At 73.9% G+C, this 23,346-nt stretch carries 18 protein-coding genes and 1 pseudogene; 4 read left to right on the top strand and 15 right to left on the bottom strand.

The window, feature by feature from the left end; all coding sequences use genetic code 11:
* Positions 1–180 precede the first annotated feature (180 nt).
* The 14 genes from narI to IEZ10_RS02245 form a co-directional block, all read right to left on the bottom strand.
* Positions 181–909: a respiratory nitrate reductase subunit gamma gene (gene narI / locus IEZ10_RS02310; protein WP_229810857.1), complete on the bottom strand. Its 729-nt coding sequence runs from the start codon at positions 907–909 to the stop codon at positions 181–183.
* Complete coding sequence (gene narJ, locus IEZ10_RS02305; RefSeq protein WP_189244739.1) at positions 906–1,532, bottom strand: nitrate reductase molybdenum cofactor assembly chaperone; 627 nt, start codon at positions 1,530–1,532, stop codon at positions 906–908. Before narJ ends, narI begins: the two co-directional genes overlap by 4 nt.
* Positions 1,529–3,259: a nitrate reductase subunit beta gene (gene narH / locus IEZ10_RS02300; RefSeq protein ID WP_189244738.1), complete on the bottom strand. Its 1,731-nt coding sequence runs from the start codon at positions 3,257–3,259 to the stop codon at positions 1,529–1,531. Before narH ends, narJ begins: the two co-directional genes overlap by 4 nt.
* The gene (locus IEZ10_RS02295; RefSeq protein WP_189244737.1) at positions 3,256–3,411 is read right to left on the bottom strand and encodes a hypothetical protein; all 156 of its coding nucleotides are present in this window, start codon (positions 3,409–3,411) and stop codon (positions 3,256–3,258) included. Before IEZ10_RS02295 ends, narH begins: the two co-directional genes overlap by 4 nt.
* Complete coding sequence (locus IEZ10_RS02290) at positions 3,411–7,076, bottom strand: nitrate reductase subunit alpha (RefSeq protein WP_189244736.1); 3,666 nt, start codon at positions 7,074–7,076, stop codon at positions 3,411–3,413. The genes IEZ10_RS02295 and IEZ10_RS02290 overlap by 1 nt, the downstream gene beginning before the upstream one ends.
* Positions 7,073–8,287, bottom strand: a complete 1,215-nt coding sequence (locus IEZ10_RS02285; RefSeq protein WP_189244735.1) for an MFS transporter — start codon at positions 8,285–8,287, stop codon at positions 7,073–7,075. Before IEZ10_RS02285 ends, IEZ10_RS02290 begins: the two co-directional genes overlap by 4 nt.
* A gap of 251 nt (positions 8,288–8,538) precedes the next feature.
* Positions 8,539–9,786, bottom strand: a complete 1,248-nt coding sequence (locus tag IEZ10_RS02280; RefSeq protein WP_189244734.1) for an NAD(P)/FAD-dependent oxidoreductase — start codon at positions 9,784–9,786, stop codon at positions 8,539–8,541.
* A 312-nt stretch (positions 9,787–10,098) separates the two neighbouring features.
* A complete protein-coding gene (locus IEZ10_RS02275) occupies positions 10,099–11,643 on the bottom strand; it encodes a PucR family transcriptional regulator (protein WP_189244733.1) in 1,545 nt (514 codons plus the stop codon).
* A gap of 179 nt (positions 11,644–11,822) precedes the next feature.
* Complete coding sequence (locus IEZ10_RS02270; RefSeq protein WP_189244732.1) at positions 11,823–12,719, bottom strand: neutral zinc metallopeptidase; 897 nt, start codon at positions 12,717–12,719, stop codon at positions 11,823–11,825.
* Positions 12,720–12,890: 171 nt separating this feature from the next.
* Positions 12,891–15,404, bottom strand: a complete 2,514-nt coding sequence (locus IEZ10_RS02265) for a PEP/pyruvate-binding domain-containing protein (RefSeq protein ID WP_189244731.1) — start codon at positions 15,402–15,404, stop codon at positions 12,891–12,893.
* Positions 15,401–16,282, bottom strand: coding sequence for a TetR/AcrR family transcriptional regulator (locus IEZ10_RS02260; RefSeq protein ID WP_229810856.1), 882 nt, complete (start codon positions 16,280–16,282; stop codon positions 15,401–15,403). Before IEZ10_RS02260 ends, IEZ10_RS02265 begins: the two co-directional genes overlap by 4 nt.
* A 212-nt stretch (positions 16,283–16,494) precedes the next feature.
* Entirely contained in the window at positions 16,495–17,418 is a 924-nt protein-coding gene (locus tag IEZ10_RS02255; protein ID WP_189244730.1) for an alpha/beta fold hydrolase, read from the bottom strand.
* A 60-nt stretch (positions 17,419–17,478) separates the two neighbouring features.
* Positions 17,479–17,961, bottom strand: coding sequence for an RNA polymerase sigma factor (locus IEZ10_RS02250; protein ID WP_189244729.1), 483 nt, complete (start codon positions 17,959–17,961; stop codon positions 17,479–17,481).
* Positions 17,958–18,371, bottom strand: coding sequence for a hypothetical protein (locus IEZ10_RS02245; protein WP_229810855.1), 414 nt, complete (start codon positions 18,369–18,371; stop codon positions 17,958–17,960). Before IEZ10_RS02245 ends, IEZ10_RS02250 begins: the two co-directional genes overlap by 4 nt.
* A 117-nt stretch (positions 18,372–18,488) precedes the next feature.
* Between IEZ10_RS02245 and IEZ10_RS02240 the strand changes: the two genes are divergently transcribed.
* The 4 genes and pseudogenes from IEZ10_RS02240 to IEZ10_RS02225 all read left to right on the top strand — a co-directional run bounded on the left by IEZ10_RS02240 (position 18,489) and on the right by IEZ10_RS02225 (position 21,759).
* Positions 18,489–18,953, top strand: coding sequence for a DUF3995 domain-containing protein (locus IEZ10_RS02240; RefSeq protein WP_189244727.1), 465 nt, complete (start codon positions 18,489–18,491; stop codon positions 18,951–18,953).
* 159 nt (positions 18,954–19,112) lie between these two features.
* Positions 19,113–19,559, top strand: a complete 447-nt coding sequence (locus IEZ10_RS02235; protein WP_189244726.1) for a hypothetical protein — start codon at positions 19,113–19,115, stop codon at positions 19,557–19,559.
* A 202-nt stretch (positions 19,560–19,761) separates the two neighbouring features.
* Positions 19,762–20,193: pseudogene (locus tag IEZ10_RS02230) on the top strand (RrF2 family transcriptional regulator); the annotation flags it as partial.
* A 372-nt stretch (positions 20,194–20,565) separates the two neighbouring features.
* Positions 20,566–21,759, top strand: coding sequence for a globin domain-containing protein (locus IEZ10_RS02225; protein ID WP_189244724.1), 1,194 nt, complete (start codon positions 20,566–20,568; stop codon positions 21,757–21,759).
* Here IEZ10_RS02225 and IEZ10_RS02220 read toward each other — a convergent pair.
* On the bottom strand, positions 21,714–23,318 hold the full coding sequence (locus IEZ10_RS02220) for an FAD-dependent oxidoreductase (RefSeq protein ID WP_189244723.1): 1,605 nt from the start codon (positions 23,316–23,318) through the stop codon (positions 21,714–21,716). The genes IEZ10_RS02225 and IEZ10_RS02220 overlap by 46 nt on opposite strands.
* Positions 23,319–23,346: the final 28 nt, after the last annotated feature.

Raw genomic sequence — 23,346 nt, 5'->3', positions numbered from 1 at the left:
AGTTCACATAAAGCAGGAAATATCCGGTGGCACGGTCGACGGCGCGACGAGAGGCGGCGCGGCGAGAAGCAAGACGGCGAGAGGCGGGGCGACGAGGGGCGGCGCGACGGGTGGCGGCGCGGCGGGCCGTACGGCGGACGCCCGCCCGCCGTGCGGCCCGCGGGTCCGTCAGCGGGTCCGTCAGCGGGTCGGTTCCCACCCGCGCCGGGGCTCCGCCAGGCCGCGCCGGTCGTCCCGGCTGCGGTAGACGATGTAGGGGCGGGTGAGATAGCCGACCGGCGCGGTGAGCGCGTGGACCAGCCGGGTGAACGGCCAGATCGCGAACAGCACCAGCGCGCTGAGCGCGTGCAGCCGGAACAGCGGCGGGGCGCCCGCCATCAGCTCCCCCTCGGGACGGAAGAAGAAGATCGACCGGAACCACGGGGAGATCGTCGTGCGGTAGTCGTAGCCGCCGCCGAGGACGTTGGCCACGACCGTCGCGGCCAGGCCGAGCGCGAGGGTCAGGGCGAGGACCGCGTACATGAGCTTGTCGTTGCGGGTCGTGGCGGTGAACACCGGGCCGACGGTACGGCGCCGGTAGACCAGGATCGCCAGGCCGCCCACGGTCGCCACGCCCGCCAGCGTGCCGAGCACGACGGCCGTGACGTGGTAGGCCGTCTCGCTCACCCCGGCGGCCTCGGTCCAGCCCTTGGGGACCACCAGCCCGCCGACGTGGCCGAGGATCACCAGGAGCAGGCCGAAGTGGAACAGCGGGCTGCCGGCCCGCAGCAGCCGGGACTCGTACATCTGCGACGAGCGCGTGGTCCAGCCGAACCTGTCGTAGCGGTAGCGCCACACGTGACCGAGCGCGAACACGGTCAGCGCCACATAGGGGGCCACCACCCACAGCGCCGTGTCCAGGGCGTTCACCGGTCGCCTCCCGCGATCGAGTAGGGCTCCAGCCCGACCTCCTCGGCGGGCGGTCCCTCGGCCGCCAGGCGCAGCGCCGTCTCCCGCTCCCACGGGCGGGCCGGTGGAAGGGTCGCCTGCACCGCGGCCACGACGTCGGCGTACGGCGACCCCTCCTCCCGCAGAGCCCGGGTGAGCACCTCCAGGCCCGCGCGGTGCTCGCGCAGCAGCCGCATGGCGGGCCCGGCGGCGCCGCGCGCCGACAGTTCGCACACCACCGCCAGGTGGTCGGGCAGCTCCTCGCCGGAGAGGTCGAACCCCGCCGCGCGGACCGCGTGCCTGAACCGCAGCAGCGCCGCGCCGCGCCTGCGGGTGTCGCCGTAGGTGTAGTACGTCAGGTACGGGCAGCAGCGCCGTTTCAGGTCGAACGTCGCCACGTAGTGCGCCTCCAGCTCCCGCCGCGGGGTGGATTCGACGTGGCGGAGGAAGGCGGCCAGCCGGGCGCGGACCTCCCCGAAGGGGAGCGTCTCCACCGACTTCGAAAGGAGCGGACGTGCCTCGTACAGCCGTTCGTCGGGGTAGCCGAGCAGCACCGAGGCCACCATGTGGACGGTGCGCAGCCCGGCGTCGTCGAGAGCGCTCATGACTTCCTCTCGTGATCGTGGCGGGGGCCGTCGTCGTGACGGGGACCGTCATGATGGGAACCGTCGTCGTGACCGGGGCCGGCGTCGTGGCGGGGGAAGAGGCCCTCGGGGACGCCCTTGCCGTCCCAGTTGAGGAGGTTGACCCGGCCGCGGAGCCGGTCCGCCTCGGCCAGGCCTTCGGTGGTCTGCCGTTCCTTGAGCGCGTGGAAGGTCTCCACGGAGACCGGAGCGGGTCGGCCGGACGCCTCGCCGAACGGGCCGCCCATGCCGGGGCCGCCCTCGACGTCGAGACTGCAGCCGGTGGCCGTCTCCTCCAGCCGAGCGCCCTGCTCGGCGTGTGCCCGGGGGATGACGTAGCGCTCGTCGTAGGCGGCGATGGCCAGCAGCCGGTACATCTCCTCGATCCGCTCGCCGGTCATGCCGACGGACTCGGCGATCGAGGGGTCCGGCTCCTGCCCGAGGTTGTCGCGCCGCATGTGGGAGCGCATCGCCGCCAGCCTGCGCAGCACCGCGCGCACCGGTTCGGGGTCGCCGGCGGTGAACAGCCCGGCCAGGTAGCCGATCGGGATGCGCAGCGCGTCGATGGCGCCGAACAGGTTGCCGGCGTCCTCGCCGTCGTGGCCGGTGCCGGCCAGCGCGTCGACGACCGGCGACAGCGGCGGGATGTACCAGACCATCGGCATCGTCCGGTACTCCGGATGCAGCGGCAGCGCGACGCCGTACTTGAAGATCAGCTTGTGCACGGGGGAGCGGCGGGCGGCCTCCAGCCAGTCCTCCGGGATGCCCTGCGCCCCGGCCGCCGCGATCACCTCGGGGTCGTGCGGGTCGAGCAGCACGCTCCGCTGCGCCTCGTACAGGTCCTTCTCGTCCGGTACGGCGGCGGCCTCGGCGACCCGGTCGGCGTCGTACAGCAGCAGGCCGATGTAGCGCAGCCGCCCGACGCACGTCTCGGAGCAGACGGTGGGGATGCCCACCTCGACCCGCGGGTAGCAGAAGGTGCACTTCTCGGCCTTGCCGGTGCGGTGGTTGAAGTACACCTTCTTGTACGGGCAGCCGGTCACGCACATCCGCCAGCCGCGGCAGCGGTCCTGGTCCACCAGGACGATGCCGTCCTCGGAACGCTTGTACATCGCGCCGGAGGGGCAGGAGGCCACGCACGAGGGGTTGAGGCAGTGCTCGCAGATGCGCGGCAGGTAGAACATGAACGCCCGCTCGAAGTCCAGTTTCACCTCCTCCGAGATCTTGCGCAGCACCGGGTCGGCGGGCGCCAGCTCCGGCCCGCCGGCCAGGTCGTCGTCCCAGTTGGCGCTCCAGGTGATCTTGGTGTCCTCGCCGGTGATGAGCGACCTGGGCCGCGCGACCGGGGTGTCCTCCTGCGCGGGGGCGGAGAACAGCCGGTCGTAGTCGTAGGTCCAGGGCTCGTAGTAGTCCTGGATCGACGGCATCAGCGGGTTGGCGAAGATGGACAGCAGCTTGCGCAGCCGCCCGCCGGCCCGCAGGCGCAGCCGGCCGCGCCGGTTCAGCTCCCAGCCGCCCCTCCACTTCTCCTGGTCCTGGTAGGTGCGCGGGTAGCCCTGGCCGGGGCGGGTCTCGACGTTGTTGAACCAGACGTACTCGACGCCGGCCCGGTTGGTCCACGCCTGCTTGCAGGTGACCGAGCAGGTGTGGCAGCCGATGCACTTGTCGAGGTTCATCACCATGGCGAGCTGCGCCATGACCCTGGTCATCGCCCACCCACCTCCTCCCGCTCGAAGGGCACGAAGGGCACGAAGGGCACGAAGGGCACGAAGGGCACGAAGGGAACGAAGGGCACGAAGGACACGAAGGACACGAAAGGCGCGAAGGGTTCGAAGGGGCGGCGCGGTTCCGTGGCGGGCATCAGTAGTCGACCTCCTGCGAGCGGCGGCGGACCACCGTGATCTCGTCGCGCTGGTTGCCGGTCGGGCCCAGGTAGTTGAAGGCGAACGTGAGCTGGGCGTAGCCGCCGATGAGGTGGGTCGGCTTGACCAGCAGGCGGGTCAGGGAGTTGTGGATGCCGCCGCGCCTGCCGGAGGTCTCGCTCTTCGGCACGTCCACCACCCGCTCCTGGGCGTGGTACATGTACACCGTCCCGGCCGGCATGCGGTGCGAGACGACCGCCCGCGCCACCACCACGCCGTTGCGGTTGACCGCCTCCACCCAGTCGTTGTCGGCGATGCCCGCGCGGGCGGCGTCGGCCGGGCTCATCCAGATGGTCGGCCCGCCCCGCGACAGCGACAGCATCAGCAGGTTGTCCTGGTACTCGGAGTGGATCGACCACTTGGAGTGCGGGGTGAGGTAGCGCACGACGACGCCCTCGGCGCCGCCCTCCCCGAGACCCGGCTCGCCGAACAGCGCGGTCATGTTCAGCGGCGGCCGGTAGACCGGAAGCGCCTCCCCGGCCTCGTGCATCCAGTCGTGGTCCAGGAAGAAGTGCTGGCGGCCGGTGAGGGTGTGCCAGGGTTTGCGGTGCTCGACGTTGACGGTGAACGCCGAGTAGCGGCGCCCGCCGGTCTCGCTGCCCGACCACTCCGGGGAGGTGGTCACCGGCACCGGGCGGGCCTGGGTGTCGGCGAAGGTGATCCGTTTGTGCTCGTCGGCGAGGCCGTCGAAGGAGGTCCCGGTACGGCGGGCCAGCGTGGCGAACCCCTGCGCGGCCAGCCGCCCGTTGGTGGTGCCCGACAGGGCGAGGATCGCCTCGCACATGTCGACGTCGCGGGCCAGGGACGGCCGGCCGTCGGCCGCGCCGCCGCGGACGGCGCCGTTGACGCTCCGCAGCCGGTCCACCTCCTCGGCCACGTCGTAGGTGACGCCCTTGGTCGTGGCGCCGAGCCGGTCCGCCAGGGGGCCGAGCGCGGCCATCTTCTCCGCGACGGCGCCGTAGTCGCGCTCGACCGTCACGATCTTCGGGAAGTCCCGGCCGGGTACGGGCGTCTCCCCGGTCAGCCGCCAGTCGCGCACCCGGCCGTGCGGGGTGGCCAGCTCGTCGGGGGTGTCGTGCAGCAGCGGCACCGCCACCACGTCCCGCCGCGTCCCGAGATGGGTGCGGGCCAGGGCGCTGAACGCCTCCGCGATGGCGGTGAACGCGGCGAAGTCGGTGCGGGTCTGCCAGGGCGGGTCGATCGCGGGGGAGAAGGCGTGGACGAACGGGTGCATGTCGGTCGACGACAGGTCGTGCTTCTCGTACCACGTCGCGGCGGGCAGCACGATGTCGGAGAACAGCGTCGTGGACGTCATGCGGAAGTCCAGCGACAGCAGCAGGTCGAGCTTGCCCTGCGGCGTCTCCTCGCGCCAGCGCACGTCGCCGGGCCGCCGGCCGGGCGCGGCCTCCTCCGCCCGCACCGAGGAGTCGGCGCCCAGCAGGTGGCGCAGGAAGTACTCGTTGCCCTTGGCCGAGGAGCCCAGCAGGTTGGCCCGCCACACCGTCAGCACCCGCGGCCAGTTGCCCGGCGCGTCGGGGTCCTCGCAGGCGAAGCCGAGGGCGCCCGAGGCGACCCGCTCGGCGATGTACGGCCCCGGCTCCAGCCCGGCCGCGGCGGCCTCGTCGGCCAGGTCCAGGGGGTTGCGGTCGAACGTCGGGTACGACGGCATCCAGCCCAGCCGGGCCGACTGCGACAGCAGGTCCGCGGTGGCCTTCCCGGCGAACGAGCCGTCGCCGAGCGGTGAGGAGACGGTGTCGGCGGTGTAGGTGTCGTAGCGCCACTGGTCGGTGTGCAGGTACCAGTAGGCGGTGCCGATCATCTGCCGGGGCGGGCGCGCCCAGTCGAGCCCGCCCGCGAGCTGCGCCCAGCCGGTGACGGGCCGGCACTTCTCCTGACCCACGTAGTGCGCCCAGCCGCCGCCGTTGACGCCCTGGCAGCCGGTCAGCGTGGTCAGCGCCAGGAACGACCGGTAGATCGTGTCGGAGTGGAACCAGTGGTTGGCGCCCGCCCCCATGATGATCATCGAGCGGCCGCCGGACTCCTCGGCCGTGCGGGCGAACTCGCGGGCGATCCGCGCCGCCCGCGCCGCCGGCACCCCGGTCACCGCCTCCTGCCAGGCCGGGGTGTACGGCTCGGCCGCGTCCTCGTAGGAGGCCGGCCAGCCGCCCGGCAGGCCGGGGCGGGCCACGCCGTACTGGGCGAGCAGGAGGTCGAAGACCGTGGTGACGAGGCGGTCCGCGACCCGCAGCGCGGGCACCCCGCGGCGCAGCACCCCGTCGCCGTCCGGCTCGTCGAACCGGGGCAGCGCGACCGGTACGGCCTCGGCCCCGGGCAGGCCGTGCAGGGACGCCGCCGGGTCGATGTCCCCCAGGTCGAGGTTCCAGCGGCCCTCGCCCCCGGCGGAGTAACGGAAGCCGAGCGAGCCGTTGGGCACGGCCGGCCCGCCGGTCGCCCGGTCCAGGAGCACCGTCTTGAACGCCGCCTCCGCCCCCTCCTCGCCGAGGTCGGCGGCGGTCAGGAACTTCCCGGGCACCAGGGAGCCGTCGCGCTCCTCCAGCGCGACCAGGAACGGCAGGTCGGTGTGGCGCCGGACGTAGTCGTCGAAGTACGGCGTCCGCCGGTCGACGAAGAACTCCTTCAGGATCACGTGCCCCATGGCCATGGCCAGCGCGCCGTCGGTGCCCGGGTGCGGGGCCAGCCACTCGTCGGCGAACTTGGTCGCGTCGCTGTAGTCGGGGGAGACGACCACGACCTTCTGGCCGCGGTAGCGGGCCTCGGCCATGTAGTGCGCGTCGGGGGTACGGGTGACCGGCACGTTGGAGCCCCACAGCATCAAGTAGGCGGCGTCCCACCAGTCGGCCGACTCCGGCACGTCGGTCTGGTCGCCGAAGACCTGCGGGGAGGCGACCGGCAGGTCGGCGTACCAGTCGTAGAACGACAGCATGGCGCCGCCGATCAGCGAGACGAACCGTGATCCCGCGGCGTGGGAGACCATGGACATCGCGGGGATGGGGGAGAACCCGGCGACCCGGTCGGGACCGTACGCCCTGATCGTGTGCACGTGCGCTGCGGCGATCATCTCCGTCGCCTCGTCCCAGGTGACGCGGACCAGGCCGCCCCTGCCCCTGGCCGACTGGTAGCGGCGGCGCCGTACCGGGTCGGAGACGACGTCGGCCCAGGCGGCCACCGGGTCGCCGAGCCGCGCCTTCGCCTCCCGGTACATCTCCACCAGCACGCCGCGGGCGTAGGGGAAGCGGACCCGGGTGGGGGAGTAGGTGTACCAGGAGAACGCGGCGCCCCGCGGGCAGCCGCGCGGCTCGTACGCCGGCCGGTCCGGCCCGACGCCGGGGTAGTCGGTCTGCTGCGCCTCCCAGGTGATGATCCCGTCCTTGACGTAGACCTTCCACGAGCAGGAGCCGGTGCAGTTCACCCCGTGCGTCGAGCGCACCACCTTGTCGTGGCTCCACCGGTCGCGGTAGAAGGCGTCGCCCTGACGGCCGCCGATCCGGTGCAGCGTCCGCAGGTCGGCGGACACCTCCCCGGGGCGCAGGTGGCGGCCCAGCCGGAGCAGGGCGTCGCTGACGGGTCCGTCCATGGCGGTCATGCGATGCCCTCCTTCGGCTCCTTCGCGCCGAGCGCGAAGCGGCAGTAGACGAACGCGGCGGCGGCGACCGTCGCCAGCAGCATCAGCCCGATGGCGTAGGAGCCGGTCGCCTGGTAGATCAGCCCCATCACGATCGGCGGCAGGAACCCGCCGAGCCCGCCGGCCGCGCCGACCACGCCGGTCGCGCTGCCGACCATCGGGCCCGGAACCATCCGCCCCAGCAGGGCGAACACCGCGCCGTTGCCCACGCCGAGCGCCGCGGCCATGGCCAGGAAGGCGGCCGTGGCCAGCGGCAACGCCGGGGTGAAGGCCACCACGACCGCGCACGCCGTCACGACCGCCAGCGCCACGGCCAGCACCGGGCGGCCGCCCAGCCGGTCGGCCAGCCAGCCGCCCGCGGGCCGGGCGAGGGTGGCCAGAACCACGAACCCGGCGGCCCTGGCCGCGGCGTCAGGGGCGGTCAGGCCGTAACCGGCTTTGAGGTACAGCGGCAGGTAGACGCCGAAGGCGACGAACCCGCCGAAGGTCAGCGCGTACATCGCCGCCAGCTCACGGGTGACGCGCAGCCGCGCCGCGGCGAGGAACCGGGTGGTGAACGGCTCGGCGGCCGGCCGGGTGCCCGGGGCGTTCCGGCCCACCACCCAGAAGACCACGCCGACCACGACGAGCGCGGCGGCGACCACGAAGAACGGCACCCTGCGTCCGTAGGCGTCCGCCAGCCACGGGGTGGCGAAGCCGGAGATCGCGGTGCCGATGTTGCCCATGCCGAAGATCCCCAGCGCCAGCCCGCGGCGCTCCGGCGGATACCACGCGTTGACGTACGGCACGCCGATCGCGAAGGTCGCCCCCGTCATGCCGAGCAGGAACCCGCCGGTCAGCAGCGCCGGGTAGTTCTCGGCGAAGGCCAGGAACACCACGGGGGCCACGCCCAGCAGGCTCGTCACCGCGAAGACCGCGCGCCCGCCGTAGCGGTCGGTCAGCCCGCCCAGCACGATCCGGCCCAGCGACCCGACGATGACCGGGACGGCGACCAGGATCGACACCTCGCCGGGGCTCAGCCGGAGAAGCTCCTGGTAGGCCGGGCCGAGCGGGCTGAGCAGGGCCCAGGCCCAGAAGTTCACCGCGAACGCGACCGTCGCCAGTATCAGCGCGACCGTCGCGCCCCCTCCGGCTCCGGTCGCCCGCGGGGCGGTCTGCGGGGTGGTCCTCATCGCGGCGAAACCCTCCGATCCCTTGCGGCGAGCGCTCGGAGATCACCTTCCCCGGAGGGCACACCCGGACATCAGGGTCTTTGGTCCCATCGCCTCCGCCCAATGACACATACCGGCCAGGAGACGGCAAAGGTTCTCACGCCGCCGCCGCCGCCCGCGCCGGGCGGCGCGGACGGCGGCGGTTCGCTCAGTGGGTGGGGTTCTCAGCCGATGAGGTCCTCAGCGGACGAGGTCCTCTGCGGGTGGGGTCCTCAGCGGGTGGGGTCGAAGTCGCGCAGGGCCTCGGGCTGCTTGCCGGTGGTGATCTGCTCGGCGAGCATGCGCCCGGTCACCGGCCCGTGGGTGAACCCCCACATGCCGTGACCGCCCGCGACGAACCGTCCCGGCGCGTTGGTCGCGCCGACGAGCGGCCGCCCGTCGGGCGTGACGGGGCGCGGGCCGACCCAGGTGTCGGTGCGCTCCTCCCAGGAGACGCCGGCCAGCAGCGGCCGGGCGGACTCGATGATGGCCTGGACGCGCCGCGGGTCCAGGGGGGCGTCCGCGTCGCGGAACTCCATCGTCCCGGCGACGCGCAGCCCGCCCTGGTACGGCGTGCAGGCCACGCGTACGGCGGGCAGGTAGATCGGCCCGGGCACCGGCTCGGCGGTCGGCACGGTGAAGGAGTAGCCGCGTCCGGCGCGCACCGGCGTCCGCACCCCCCACTCCCGGCCGAGCACGTTCAGCCAGGCGCCGGTGGCCAGGACGACGGCGTCGGCGGTGACGTCGTCCCCCGCGCCGGACCGGACGGTGAGCCGGCCCGCGTCGTCATCCACCCCGGTCACCCGGAAACCGGACCGGATGACGCCGCCGCGGGCGACGACGGAACGGGCCAGCGAGCGGGTGAACTCCCCGGGATCGACATAGCGCTGGCCGTCCAGCCGGATCCCGACCCGCACCCCGGAGGAGAGCTGCGGCGCGTACCCGGCGAGGCGGTCGCGGTCGAGCACCTCGTAGTCGATGTGCAGCCCGGACCGGTTGATCCGGCGCAGCTCGTGCAGGAGACCCACGGCCTGGCGCGAGGTCTCGAACCCGGCCAGGATCGGCGCCTCCACCGTGGGGGCCTCGACGCCGTTGGCGGTGAGCACGTCGAACGCCTCCAGGCACTCCTCGTTGAACGGGAGGTTGGCCTTCACGGCGCGGCCCCACGACCGCCAGGTGCAGTTGACGGTGAACCGCGTGAGGAAGGACCACAGCCCCGTGTCCAGTGTGGCCGGAACGTGCAGCGGGGCGCTCGGGTCCAGCAGGGAGCGCATGCCGTAGCGCAGCACCCCGGGCTCGTTCAGCGGGATGGCCAGCCCCGGGGAGAGCCAGCCCGCGTTGCCCCACGACGCGCCCGCGGCGACGCCGTCGCGGTCCACCACGGTGACCTCCACACCGCGCTCCTGCAGGAACCAGGCGGTGGACAGTCCCACCACGCCGGCGCCGATCACCACCGCCGTGCGCGGTCCCTCGATGCCCATGACAACCTCTCCGCTCCGACTCGTCCGCTCGCCGTACGTACGGCGTCCGGCGGACGTACGCTCGTCGTACGCCCGACGCGTGTCTCGCCCGCGTGGCACGAGCATGACGTGCCCGGCGCGGGAGCGGTCTGTCGGCGCCGGACAACCGGTGACGCCGGGCTTGTCCGGCCGTGACAAACACCCGGGCCGCCGTCGGCACCCTCGGGAGCCGCCGGAGGTTGCCGGGGATCTCGCCTCACCTCCGGGGAGCCGCCGGGACGTTCCCGGGAGCCGTCGTCGCGGACGCCGGAAGGCCGGGACCGCCGCCCGGGGTCAGGGCCGCTCGTCCTGCCCTGCGGCCAGCGCGATGATCATCGCCAGCCGCTTCTCCGGCAGCTCCAGCTGCAGATTCGTGATCTCCCCCATCCGGCGCAGCCGGTAGCGGACGGTGTTGGGGTGGACGCCCAGGCGGTTCCCGGCGGCGACCGGGTCCCCCTGCTCCTCCAGCCAGGCGCGCAGCGTCGCGATGTACCGGGTGCCGCGCTCGGCGTCGTGCCTGGTCAGCTCGGCGACGGGTCCGCGGGCCGGGACGCGCCCGGCGGAGGCGGCCGCCCGCAGGCGCTGCAACAGGATCCCGTCCCACGACTCGTCGTAGACGACCGCCAGGTCGCCGCGGGGCCGGGCGGCCCGCAGGGCGAGGCTCTCGTCGGCCTCTTGCCGGCTCGCGGGCAACTGGCCCAGGTCCGCGGTCCCGCCGACGCCGGCGAACACGGTGACCCGCCGCGGCAGGACGTTCACGATCGAGGCGAGCCAGTCGCGGGCGGGCCCGGGGTCGCCGCCGCAGGGCAGCACGGTGTACAGGGTGTTGCCGAACAGCGCGCTGCGTCCCGGCCGGGACCAGCCGAACCCCGTGGTCGCGCGTTCGAAGGCCAGCAGGATCGCCGCGTGCCGCTCCTCGGCGACGTGGGCCTGCAACGCGATCACCCGGAACCGGCCCCCGGGCAGGCCGAGCCTGCTGACCAGGGAAGGCGCCTCGGCCGTGCCCTCCAGCAGCCGGATGACCAGGTCCGACTCCACCTGGCGCTCCAGATCGGCGCCGACCCGGGACCGCAGCAGGTGCAGCGCGACGGCCCGCGCCCCGTCCACGAGGACGACCCGGCGCTCCTCGGGCAGCGGGCGCTCGCACTCCACCCAGATCGAGCCGAGCAGCTCGCGTCCGGCGCGCACCGCGACCACCATGCGTCCCCGCAGGCCGTGTTCGGGTGAGGGCTCGACGAACAGAGGCTCGTCGGAGGTCGTCAGGTGCGCGAAGACGCCGCCGCGCTCGAACAGCCGGCGCATCGCCTCCGGCACCCGCCGGCCCAGGATCGTCTCCAGCCGTGCCGGGTCGGCGGCCTGCTGCGAACCGGAGTAGGCCAGCACCCGCGACATCTGGTCCTCGATCGTCACCGCGGAGCCGACCTCGGCCGCCAGCGCGTCGGCCAGGGCGAACAGGTCGGTGGGCCCCCGCCCGGCGTCGGTCTGGCGGCCCTCGACCACCAGCCCGTACACCACGCCGGCCAGCTGGCTCCACGACACCTCCGGCTCCACCAGCAGCACGGCGATCCCGGCGTCCCGGGCACCGGCCAGGGCCTCCTCGTCCAGCGGCGGCCGCCCGCGCACCAGCACCGCGGCGGCCCGCGCCGCCCGGGCCAGCCGTACGGCGTCGGCCGCCGAGTCCACGCCGACCGACAGGAACACGTCGCCGGTCGCGGGGTGAGGGTCGGTCGGGTCGTGCACCGCCACGCTGCGCAGCTCCACCGCCCGCGACGCCGGGGCGCAGCACAGGCGGGCGCCGTACCCGCCGAGGACGTTCACCAGCCGGTCCAGTCTGAGCACCTGTCATCACCCCCGCCCGCCGGGACACCCGCGCCGTTCCCGTTCACCGCACCGCCGCCCGTCGCGTCGCCCGGACCCGTCATCCGGCCGGCGTCCGCGTGCCGCCCGTACCCGTCACACCGTAGCCGCCCGCCGTGCGGTCACCGGCCGTGCCGCCGCGCGTCGCGGCGGCCCCGCCGTCACGACACCGCGGACGGCGGGGCCGCCCAGGTGTCGCAGGCGGCCGGGGAGACCGTGCGGAGACCGCGGTCGAACCAGTGGACCCGGTGGGCGCCGGTGCCATGGGTGCGCGGGCCGTCGTCACCGTCGTCGCCGGCGGCCCGGATCGCCTGCGACAGGGCCGCCCAGTCCGGCGCGGTGCGGGACAGGGAGTCCCGGACGCTGCCCAGGAACACCCCCGACAGGCAGTCCGCCTGCAGCTCGTAGCGGCGGTTGAGCTCGGCCCGGCGGGCGCGGTCCGCGCGGGCGCGGGCCTCGTAGCGGGCCCGGAAGCCGGTGAGGCTCTGCAGGTGGTGGCCGTACTCGTGCGCCGCGACCTTCAGCGGGTACAGGTCGGTCCGGCCCTCGATCCAGTCGCCGGTGAGCGGGAACACCACCGTGGCCTTCTCCGTGCAGTAGAAGGCCGCCGCGCCGGTGGGCCAGGGCACGCCGCACACGCGCTCGGCGGGCTCCTCGTAGAAGCGGACCGCGGGCGCGCGGAAACGCAGCCCGGCACGCGCGAAGTGGCCGGACCACGACCTGTTCAGGCACTTCACGACCGCGGTGAGGTACTCGCGCCCCCGGGGGATCCCGCCGTCGACGAGCGGCGGCTCCGGGCACGACGTGACCGCCGGCCCTCCCCTCCCCAGCGACGGGCTCCCGGCGGATACGGTCCGGCCGACCGTCCCGTACGGCGCGGTGGCCGGGGCGACCCGTGTGGCGGCGTGCGGGGTCGTGGCCGAGGCGGCCCGCGCGGTCGTCCCGTACGGCGCCGCGGCCGCGCACGCGGTCAGGCACGCGACCACCGCGAGGACGGTCCGGCGGGCGGCGGCGGCCGGGCGCCGCGGACCGGCGCCGATCGGGGGGAGGCATCGCATGACCGCACAGCTTAGGACCTCCGGCACGACGGACCGAGACGCGTCGGCACAAGCCCCGGCCACCAGGCCGGCCCACACACAAAACCCTGTGACGCCGTAGCTCTCCGGGAGGAACGGCTCCGGCAGGCGACCGGCCGGTGCCAGGGCAGGAGCGCCTGCCAGGGGTCGTGGTCAGGAGGCCAGCACCTCCACGGTGCCGCGCTCGCCGTCCACCCTGATCCGGTCGCCGTCGCGCAGGCGCATGGTCGCGTTGCCGGTGCCGACCACCGCCGGGATGCCCAGCTCGCGCGCGACGATCGAGGCGTGCGACAGGGGCGCGCCCATGTCGGTGACGACGGCGGCGGCGCGGGGGAACATCGGGGTCCAGCCGATGTTGGTCAGCGTCGTCACGAGGATCTCGCCCGGGGCGAGCCGGTCGCCGTCCTCGGGGGAGTCGATGACGCGGGCCGTGCCCTCGACGATCCCGGGCGCCCCGGGGAACCCGGTGACCGTCTCGCTCACCGGCACGCCGCCGCCCCGGGCGTCGAAGAGGTCGCGCCGCCGGTCGGGGTCGGCGGCCCAGCGTTCGGGGTCGAAGCGGCCGACGATCAGCGTGGGGTAGGCGGGCAGCGCGGCGTAGCGCTCGTAGGTCGCCCGCCGTACCTCGACCTGGTCCAGGGGGCGCTCGTCGCCGCGCAGCAGGGCGACGACCTCCTGGATCGACAGGAAGAACAGGTCCTCGCCGCGGCCGGTGAGCTCCCCGGCCCGCAGCACGAGGTCACGGACCGCCCAGAAGGCCCGGATCACCTCCGAGCGGGCCGCCTCGCGGTCGCGGACGACCGCGTTCCACCGCGCCACCCGCCGCCGCGTGGCGGCGACCCGGCGCGGGAAGCGTTCCCCGAACCGCCGCCAGGCCGCCTCACCCGCCTCCCTCCGGCGGGCGAACAGCTCCTCCTCCCGGTGCTTGGTCCCGGACATGGCGGCGAGCTGCGCGTCGATCCACCGCGGGTCCTCGCCGGGCCGGGGGGCCGACAGCTCGAACTCGTGCGGACCCCGGTGCCCGTACTCGCGGGCGAACGTCTCCCGGTCGATCTCGCCCCTGGCCAGCCTGCCCAGGCCGACGATCGGGCCGAGACTGGCCAGCTCCCCGTCGGCCCCGGCCCCGGTGAGCATCGCCTCGGCGTCGATCTCGCCCACCAGCCTGCGCAGCCGGTCGCGGGTCATGACCAGGGTCGCGCCGCCCTGCCGCCCGGCGGCCTCCAGGACGCGGCACGCCTCCACCAGGTACGGCAGCAGCTCCCCCTCCCACAGGGCGGCCAGCTCGCCGGGGGAGGTCGTCGCGGCGATCCGCCCGCGCAGCCGCGCGTTGCGCTCCCGCGCCGTGGCGAGGAAGGCGGGCATCCGCGCGAGGTTGACCCGCACCCGCCGGCGCAGCGTGAAGGCCATGGGCAGCACGGCCCCGATGATCTCCCAGCGGGAGGCGGGCAGCGACGGCACGTCCAGGCCGGGCGGGAGCCTGCCGAAGACCTGCTCGGTCGCGCCGAGCCGCCCCTTCATGCCCAGCGCCGCGGCGAACGAGTGCATCACGCTCAGGTTCATGTAGAACCGGCCGCCGATGTTGCCGACCAGGTCGAAGCCGGGCAGCGCGGAGGCCGACATGGCCTCGACGATGAAGAGCCGCACGACCGACCAGGTGCAGGGCGTCATCACGTCGGGGATGGCCTCGCCGAGGTTGGCGGAGGTCCACAGGTAGTCGCCCTTGAGGGTGTCGTTCCACTCCTCGACGGGCCGGCGCAGGCCGGTGACCGGGCGGGCCTGCAGGATGTGCAGCGTGCCGTCGTGCAGGGCCCACTCGACGTCCATGGGCGTGCCGTACAGCTCCTCGATCTCCCCGCCGAGCCGGGCCAGCCGTACGGCCCGCGCCCGGTCGAGCACGGGGCGGCGGCGCAGGTCGTCCGGGACCGGCTCCTCGCGGGTGCCGCCGGCCGTGCGGACCGTCATGACGGTCTTGTCGGCGACGTGTTCCTCGGCGACCTCGCCGGTGGACCGGTCGACCACGACGGTGTCGGGCGTCACCTGCCCGCCGACGACGGCCTCGCCCAGGCCCCAGGAGGCGTTGACCACGATCCGGTCGCGGTCGCCGGTGACCGGGTCGGCGGTGAACATGACGCCGGCCGCGTCGGCGGGCACCAGCTCCTGGACGACCACGGCCAGCGCCACGTCGTCGTGCGGGACGCCCTGGCCGGTCCGGTAGGCGATGGCCCGCTCGGTCCACAGCGACGCCCAGCAGCGCGCGACCGCCGCGACCAGGCCGTCGGCGCGGATGTTGAGGTAGGTGTCCTGCTGCCCGGCGAAGGACATCCCGGGCAGGTCCTCGGCGGTGGCCGACGACCGGACCGCGACCGGGACGTCGTCGCCGAGCCCGGCGTGGGCGGCGAGGATCTCCGCGGCGGTCCCCGCGGGGACCTCCCGGGCGGCGAACAGCTCCGCGATCCGCCGGGCGGCCCGGTCGGCGGGCAGCTCGGCGACGGCGCGCATGATCTCCTCGTGCAGGCCGTCGCGGGAGACGAAGTCGCGGTAGGCGCCGGTGGTGACGCAGAAGCCGCCGGGGACCGGCAGGCCCGCGCGGGCCAGCCGGGCGAGGGAGGCGCCCTTGCCGCCCGCGGTCGCGAGGTCGGCGGCGTCGGACAACGGGATGACGTTCATCGGGGGGTCTCCTCGGTGCCCAGGGACAGGCTCAGCTTCCGCCGCGCGCCTTCCAGGACGAAGTCGATGTGCCGCAGGGTCGCCCGCCGGATCTCGCGGGCGTCGTCATCGGTGGGCGCCGTGCCGGACTCCATCGTCCGGCCGCAGGCGTCCGCGACGAGCTCCGCCAGCCGCTCGTCGTCCGGGACGTACGGCCCGGGCAGCAGGCGGGGGATGGTCAGGAACCCGTAGAGGATGGAGGAGAGGGCCGTCACGTGCTCGGCGGGCGTCAGGTCGGCCCGCAGCGCGCCGTGCCGGGTCAGCGCGGCGAGGTAGGGGCCGAGTCCGGCGCGCAGCTCGGCGTCCGCCCGGTCGTCGCGCTTGGCCCGGGTGAGCCCGCCCAGCACCGCCGAGTCGCCGAGGAGGCTCGCCCGCAGCAGAGGTCTGCGGAGCAGCCCGGCGGCGAGTAGGCCGAGCAGGTCGCGGAGCCGGCCGGGGGTGTCCTCCGCGCGCTGCCGCACCTCGGCCGCCATCTCGGCCCGTTCCCGGCGCAGCAGCGCGGCGAACAGCTCCTCGCGGGTCCGCCAGTGCAGGTAGATCGTGCCCTTGGCGACCCCGGCGCGCCGGGCGATGTCCCCGATGGTGGTGGCGTCGTAGCCCCGGTCGAGGACGAGTTCGCCGGCGGTGTCGAGGATGCGGTGCGCCCGCTCCAGGTGGCGGGCGGCGTCACGCGGTGGCCGGCCGGGCCGCCTGGGCCGCGCCGCGTCTTCCGGCCCGCCTTTCGCGCCGTCTTCCGGCCCGTCTTCCGCGCCGCCTCCCGGTCCGTCTCCCGTGGCGGCCCTCGGGCCGTCTTCCGCGCCGGTCGACGAGCCGTCGCGGGTTCTGTTCTGTGCCGTCATGTCCGTGCGAACCAGCCGTTCCGAGAATTTTGACCAAAACACGCTGTTCGGTCATTTAATTGATAGCACACCTCCGGCCCGGTGGGGAGGACGGCCACGGCGGCCGGAGACCGTGATCCGCGGCCGCTGGACATGCTGCCGGCCCATCTGTAAGGCGGCCGATCACCGGGGGCCTGGACCATCCGCGAACATGGCAGGCAACGCCCCCGGCGTCATCGCCGCAGGTAGCCCGCCAGCAGCCGGGTGACCTGCTCCGGACAGTCGGTGGTCAGCGCGTGGCCGCAGCCGTCGAGTTCGCGCACCTGCACGGCGGGCATCCGGCGCGCGAACTCCCGGGCCTGCCCCACGGGGTTGACGGTGTCCCGGCGTCCCCAGATCACCAGGGCGGGCGTGGTGGTGGCCGGCATGGCGGCGAGGGTCTCCCGCCAGTCCAGGCCGCGTTCGAGCAGAATCTGGCTCTCCAAGTTGTCGGGGAAGGTGCCGGGCGCCCAGAACGCGTCCACGTCCTCCTCGGTGATGCGGCCCCGGTTGATGTGGATCCGGTTGAGCGCGGAGCGTGAGCTGGACCTGTCGGCGTAGTACCAGTTGTTCCACAGCTCCCCGATGACCGGGTACTTCATGAGTTCGTACACCCAGGTGTCTCGGGTGCTCGCGCCGGACGGGGCCAGCAGGAGCAGGCGGCTGACGCGTCCGGGGTGGCGCTGGGCGTAGGCCAGCGCCCAGCCTCCGCTCCACGACAGCCCGCCGAGCGCGGCACGCTGGATGCCCGCCGCGTCCAGGAACACGTCGATCGCCTTGGTCATCCCCTTCAGGTCCCAGGTGAAGCTCCGGTCCTTCAGCCGGGTGAAGCCCTGGCCCGGCAGGTCCACCACGTAGACCGTGTGCTCGCGGGCCAGTTCCGGGACCTGACGGCGCCAGCCGTAGGTCCAGGAGGCCCCGGGTGAGAGCAGGACGACCGGCGCTCCGGAGCCCTCCTTGACGTAGTGGAAGCGAGCGAGCGGGGTGTCGAGGAACCGCGCGTTCGCGGGCGGCCGGTAGCTCGCGACCGCGGGGCGGTAACCGTGCGCGCCGTAAAGGGCGGCGCCGACTGCCAGGGTGATGATCAGGCTCAGGACCACGAGCGTGCGAGGTCTCATGGATGCTCTCCGTTCTGTGGGATTCCACCAGAAGGAGGCGGGCGGGCGTCGGGAGGTTCCTTACGACCGCCACGCGTTGCGAAAGCTCCGGCGGGCGCGGTGCAGACGGGACTTGACCGTCCCCTCCGGCACGCGCAGCAGCCGCGCCGCTTCATCCTCCGGCAGTCCTTCCAGGTCACGCAGGACCAGCACCGCCCGATGCTCGGCTGACAGCCGCTTGAGCACGTCACGGATGTTCACCGCGCTCTCGACGTCCTGCCTCGACGGCAGCTCGGTGAGCTCCACCGCCTGGTGCCGCCGTCTGGCGATCCTGACTGCTTCCCGTACGGCTATCGCCCGGGCCCAGCCGTGCAGGGCCCGCGGATCACGCAGGCTTCCCAGGTTCCGGAAGATCGCGATCAGTGCCTCCTGGACGGCGTCGGGCCCGTTGTCGAGCGCGATGGGCCCGCAGATCCTGCCGAGGTAGGGTGTCAGCTCGCTCAGCAGGTCGTTCATGGCCATCGTGTCGCCGCCCTGCGCGGCCCGCACCAGGTCGGCGCTCATCGCCGCGTGACCTTGGCCTCGAGTCTGGCCAACGCCTTCTCGCCCGCGGTCCGCACGCCCACGGGCACCAGCGCCGCCCGGCCGGGAACGCGGACCCCTCCGGTCTGCGCGACCAGGGTCCCTCCCGGTACCGGTACCGCCGCCACGCCGACGATCAGGAACCTGCTCTGCATCCAGCACCAGCCGGGACACAACTCGACGTCGAACCTGGCGCGCATGCCGTACCTGCTCCGTGCCTTGACCACCAGGCGCTCGCTCCCGTGACCGGATACGACGGTCAGGTGGCGCATGTCCGGTTCGAAGGTGCCGAACTCCTCTTCCAGGGCGCTCACCACGGACCAGATGTCCTCGAACGGGGCGGGGATGACGCGCTCGACCACACACGCGCCGGAGATGGCGGAGGCGAGCACTCGCAGTCTTCGTACCGGGTCCATATCAGCAACAGGCCACGTCATAACCATCCAGAGGCGTCGATCGCGGCGGAGGTTCCATGGAACCACCGGCGATTTCCGCGCCTCCTGCTGGATATGAGAATCTCACTCCCGGCGGCCTTCGTCGCCGCAGGCCTGCTGGCCGACGCGTTCCTTCACCTGTACTGGCTGGTCCGGCCGGCCGCGGACCCGCGGGCGCTCTCCCTGGCGGTGCTCGACTTCGAGACGCCCTTCACGGCGCGGACGCTCGTGCCCCTGATCGCCGTGCTCACCGTCGCCGCCCTGTCGGTGATCGCCGTCTCTCGCGGGCAGGGCGGCCGGCCCGCCAAGGTGGTCACGCTCGCGCTGGGCGGGGGGCTGCTCGTACGTGCGGAGCTCGGCCTCGCGTGGGCCTCCGGGCTGGGCACGGACACCGGCACCCCGTTCTACTGGCTCAACCTGCTGCTGTACACGCCGCTGTGCGTGGCGCTGGGGTTCGCGACCGGCGTCGTGCTGATCAGGGCCACTCCTCCGGGAAGAGATGGCCGGCCGGGGCGGTCAGGCGGGGCCGGTAACGGATGAGACGGGGCTTCAACCGGGGCCGGGTGGTCACGGCGTTGTCGAGCACATGAGTTTCCCCGACATGGGAACGGGGATCCGGTTCGCCGACCGGGTCACCGGTGGACGGAGGGCGCCGTCGGGCCACTGGACCGGTGATCGGCGCGGTATGAGGATGGACGGGTGGCCGCAGACCTGCTCACCGCGCTGTTCCCCATCGTGGTCCTGCTCGCACTGATCCTGTACGGCGTGCTGCACGCCAGGGACGGTGATCTGGCCGATGTGACGGTGTCGGGGAGGGAGATCCTGATCAGGCCGCGGGGCATTTTCAAGGTCCTTTCGTTCCGCTGGAGCATCCGTGTCCCCGCGGACGCGATCGCCTGGGCCTCCGTGCTGGACATCGGCGGCCTGAATCCACCCGGCATGCGTTTCGTCGCCACGTCGTTCCCCGGCCTGACGGCGGGCACCTTCTCCGGACCGGATGGAGTGTCGTACTGGCTGACCGGGCGCGACGGGGCGGCGCTCCGGCTGGAGCTGAGCGAAGGCCCGCTCGACCGCATCGTGGTCCAGGTCGGGAGCGATCCCGCCTCCCTGGCGGCCCGGATCAGGAACATGGGCAGGGCCGCGTAGCCGTACTCACCGCATGTCGGCGGAAGCCATGCCGGCGGGGAGCGCCATGCCGCCGGCGCCGGTCGCGTCCACCACCCGTGAGGGGCGTCCGGCCGGTCCACCCGCGGTGTTCATGCCGCCTCGCGGTTCGCCCCGCGGCGGGCCCGGAGTCCCGCCGTCCCGGCCGGTCGTCGGAGCCGGTGGGACGGAATACCGTGATTGCATGCGTCTGACCGCCTTCACCGACATCTCGCTCCGCATCGTGATGCGGCTGGCCGTGGCGGACGGCGAGGAGCAGCCCACCACCCGGTCGGTCGCCGAGGTGCTGGCCGTGCCGTACACCCACGCGGCCAAGGCGGTGGCGCGGCTGAGCGAGATGGGGCTGGTGGACACCCGGCGCGGGCGCGGGGGAGGGCTGCGGCTGACCGGGGCGGGTCACCGGGCGTCGGTCGGCGCCATCGTCCGCGCGCTGGAGGGGGACGGCGACGTGGCGGGCTGCGAGGACGCGGTGCCCTGCCCGCTGCGGGCCGCGTGCCGGCTGCGGGGGGCGCTGGCGCGGGCCAGGGAGGCGTTCTACGCCGCGCTCGACCCGATCACGATCGACGACCTGGTGGCGGAGCCGACCGGCCCGGTGCTGATCGACCTGCTGCCGCCGAGGGTGTCGTCCGGCGAGCCGTCCGGGGCGCCGCGCGAGGTCGCGTCCGAAGGGGCGACGCGCGAGGTCGCGTCCGAAGGGGTGCCGCGCGAGGTCGCGTCCGGAACGGAGGCCGGTGTGGTGCCCGGGACGCCGTTCGAGGGGTCCTCCGGGGTGACGCCGGGCGTGTCTTCCGCCACAGTCTGACGTCCCGGTGGGGACATCGCCCTTGCGGAACCCCGCTGAACAGCGGGTTTTCGGATGATGTGACTTTAGGCCCTATGACGGGTGACTTCCGGCACCGGGGGAGGGGCGGCAACGCGGTCTTTAATATGTATGTGAGATGCAAATTAAGTTGGCCGCGTCTCCCCCGTACCTGTCGTAGGAGGTCACATGCTGTCCGCGGAGTCCGCAGCGATCGTCCGCAGCACGCTGCCGGTCATCGGAGCATCGCTCGACGACATCACCGCCCGGTTCTATGACTCGATGTTCGCCGACCGGCCGGAACTGCTCGACGGCCTGTTCAACCGCGGCAACCAGGCCAGCGGAGCGCAGCGCCGCGCCCTGGCCGGCTCCATCGCCGCGTTCGCCACGATGCTGCTGGACAACCCCGGTGAGCGCCCCGACGCGCTGCTGGCCCGCATCGCCCACAAGCACACCTCGCTCGGGGTCACCGACGACCAGTACGTGATCGTCCACAAGTACCTCTTCGGCGCGATCGCCGAGGTGCTGGGCGACGCCGTCACCCCGGACGTCGCCGCGGCCTGGGACGAGGTGTACTGGCTGATGGCCGGCTCGCTGATCGCCATGGAGGCCCGCCTCTACGGCGAGGCGGGCATCGCCGACGGCGACAGCCGGCGTCAGTGGCGCGTCGTCGGGCGCCGCGAGGAGACGCCCGACGTGGTCTCCTTCCTGCTGCGCCCGGCCGACGGCGGGCCGATCCCGCCCGCCCGTCCCGGCCAGTACGTCAGCGTCGAGGCGCGCATGCCCGACGGCGTGCGCCAGCTCCGCCAGTACAGCCTGTCCGGCACGGACTCCGACGGCATCCGGCGCATCACCGTCAAGCGGGTGCGCGGTGAGGGTGGCCCGGACGGCGAGGTCTCGAACCTCCTGCACGCCACCGTCCGCGAGGGGGACGAGCTCACCCTGACGACGCCCTTCGGCGACGTGGCCCTGGAGGACGGCGACGCCCCGCTCGTGCTCGCCTCGGCCGGCATCGGCTGCACCCCCATGGTCGCGATGCTGGAGCACCTGGTCGGCACCGGCTCCACGCGGCGCGTGCTGGTACTGCACGCCGACCGCTCCCCGGCCGACCACGCGCTGCGCGAGGACACCGAGCGGCTGGTCGCCGCGCTGCCGGACGCGACGCGGATCCTCTGGTACGAGGACGGCGCGGCCGACGGGGAGCGCTCCGGGTGGATGGACCTCGCCGGGGTGGAGATCCCCGAGGGGGCGACCGTCTACCTGTGCGGCCCGCTGCCCTTCATGCGGGTGACGCGCTCGGCGCTGATCGGCGCGGGCGTGGCGGCGCGGGACGTCCACTACGAGGTCTTCGGCCCCGACCTGTGGCTCGGCGCCGAGGGCTGAGACCCGCCCGCACCCGCGGAGCCGTACGGCGGACCGGCTTCGGGGCCGGTCGCGAGGCCCTCGACCGGGGCCAGCGGTTCGGTGGCCGGTCCCTGCAGGACCTCGCCGTCCACGCCGAAGCGCGAGCCGTGGCAGGGGCACTCCCAGGCGCGCTCGGCGTCGTTGAACCCCACCACGCATCCCATGTGGGTGCACACCGCGGACACGGCGTGCAGGCGGCCGGCGTCGTCCCGGTGGACGGCGCACCGCTCCCCGCCGATCTTGAGCACCGCGCTCTCGCCCGGCCGGAGGGCCTCGGCGTCCCCGGCAGGTCCCGCGCCGAAGCGGTCGGCGACGAAGTGCCGCGCCACCGTGGCCTGCATGCGCAGCGCCGCGCCCGCCTCGCGCACCGGATGCAGCCGGCGGGGGTCGTACAGCCCGGCCCAGGGGGAGTCGCCCCCGGTGATCAGCTCGGCCAGCAGCCGCCCCGCCATGACCCCGTTGCTCATGCCCCACCCGCCGAACCCGGTGGCGACGTAGGCGTGCCGGGCCCCCGGGTGCAGGAGGCCGACGAACGGCAGCCGGTCGGTGGTGTGGTCGTCCTGGGCCGCCCACCGGTGGGAGACCTGCTCGGCGCCGAACCGGTCGGCCATCCAGGAGGCGAGCCGGGCGAAGCGGTCGCCGACCCTCCCGGCGCCGGGCTTGAACGCCTCGCCGGTGACGATCAGCAGCCGGCGGCCCTCGCCGTACGGGGCGGTGCGGACCGAGCGGGTGTTGTCCTCGGTGGTGACGAACATGCCCTCGGGCGCCCGGTCCGCGGGCACGGCCGCCGCCACGACCAGCTCGCGGCTCGGCTCCATCCGGGAGAACAGCAGCGCCCGGTCGAAGACCGGGTAGTGCGTGGCCACCACCACGTCGCGGGCGGTGACGGTGACGCCGTCGGCGGTGGTGACGCGGCACGGGTCGCTCTCGGACAGCTCCGTCACCCGGCTGTGCTCGAAGACCAGCGCGCCGCCGGCCACCAGCGCGTCGACCAGGCCCAGGAGGTAGCGGCGCGGGTGGAACTGCGCCTGGCCGTCCACCCGCACCGCCCCGGCCACCGGGAACGGCAGCGGCGTCTCGGTGACGAACGACGCGGGCAGCCCCGCCCGCGCCGCCGCCTCGGCCTCGGCGCACAGCTCCTCGGCGCCGTCGGCCGCCTCGGCGTAGGTGAACGCGGGCATCCGCTCCACCTCGGCGTCGATCCCCAGCTCGTGCGCCGTGCCGACCAGGTGCTCGATCGCCGCCTGCTGGGAGGCGGCGTACAGCCGGGCGGCCTCCGCGCCCGCCGACTTCTCCAGATGGGCGTAGATCCGCGTGTGCTGGGCGGTGAGCTTGGCGGTCGTGTTGCCGGTGACGCCTCCCGCGACCTGACCCGCCTCCACCACCGCCACCGTACGGCCCGCCCGCTGGAGCTCCCAGGCGGCGCTGAGCCCGGTGATCCCCGCGCCGACGACCACGACGTCGACCTCCAGGTCCTGCACCAGGGTCGCGTGCGGCCGGCCGGGGGCCGATTCCATCCAGTAAGACTGCGTCGTCATGGTCGCCGCCCCTGCCCCCGTCGTCGCC

The organism is Streptosporangium pseudovulgare (assembly GCF_014648055.1).
In the GTDB taxonomy this organism is placed as follows: domain Bacteria; phylum Actinomycetota; class Actinomycetes; order Streptosporangiales; family Streptosporangiaceae; genus Streptosporangium; species Streptosporangium pseudovulgare.
This window is presented reverse-complemented; position numbering and strand designations above follow the sequence as displayed.